General features: G+C 68.5%; 1 pseudogene. It reads left to right on the forward strand.

Annotated features, from left to right (window positions below):
• Window positions 1-254: pseudogene (locus ACPXB3_RS22685) on the forward strand (IS21 family transposase); the annotation flags it as partial.

Raw genomic sequence — 254 nt, forward strand, 5'->3', positions numbered from 1 at the left:
GCCGCGGGATCCGGAGTTCAAAGGGATGACCGAACGCAACAACCAGTATCTGGAGACCTCGTTCCTGCCGGGCCGCGCGTTCACCTCGGCGGCCGATTTCAACACCCAACTCGGGGCGTGGCTGCCGAAAGCCAACGCCCGCACGGTGCGGTCACTGCACGGGCGGCCCATCGATGTCCTCGACGAGGATCTCGCGGCGATGACCACGTTGCCGCCGGCGCCGCCACAGACCGGACTCACGGGCCGGGTGCGGT

The organism is Gordonia sp. DT219, assembly GCF_049847065.1.
Taxonomy (GTDB): Bacteria; Actinomycetota; Actinomycetes; order Mycobacteriales; family Mycobacteriaceae; genus Gordonia.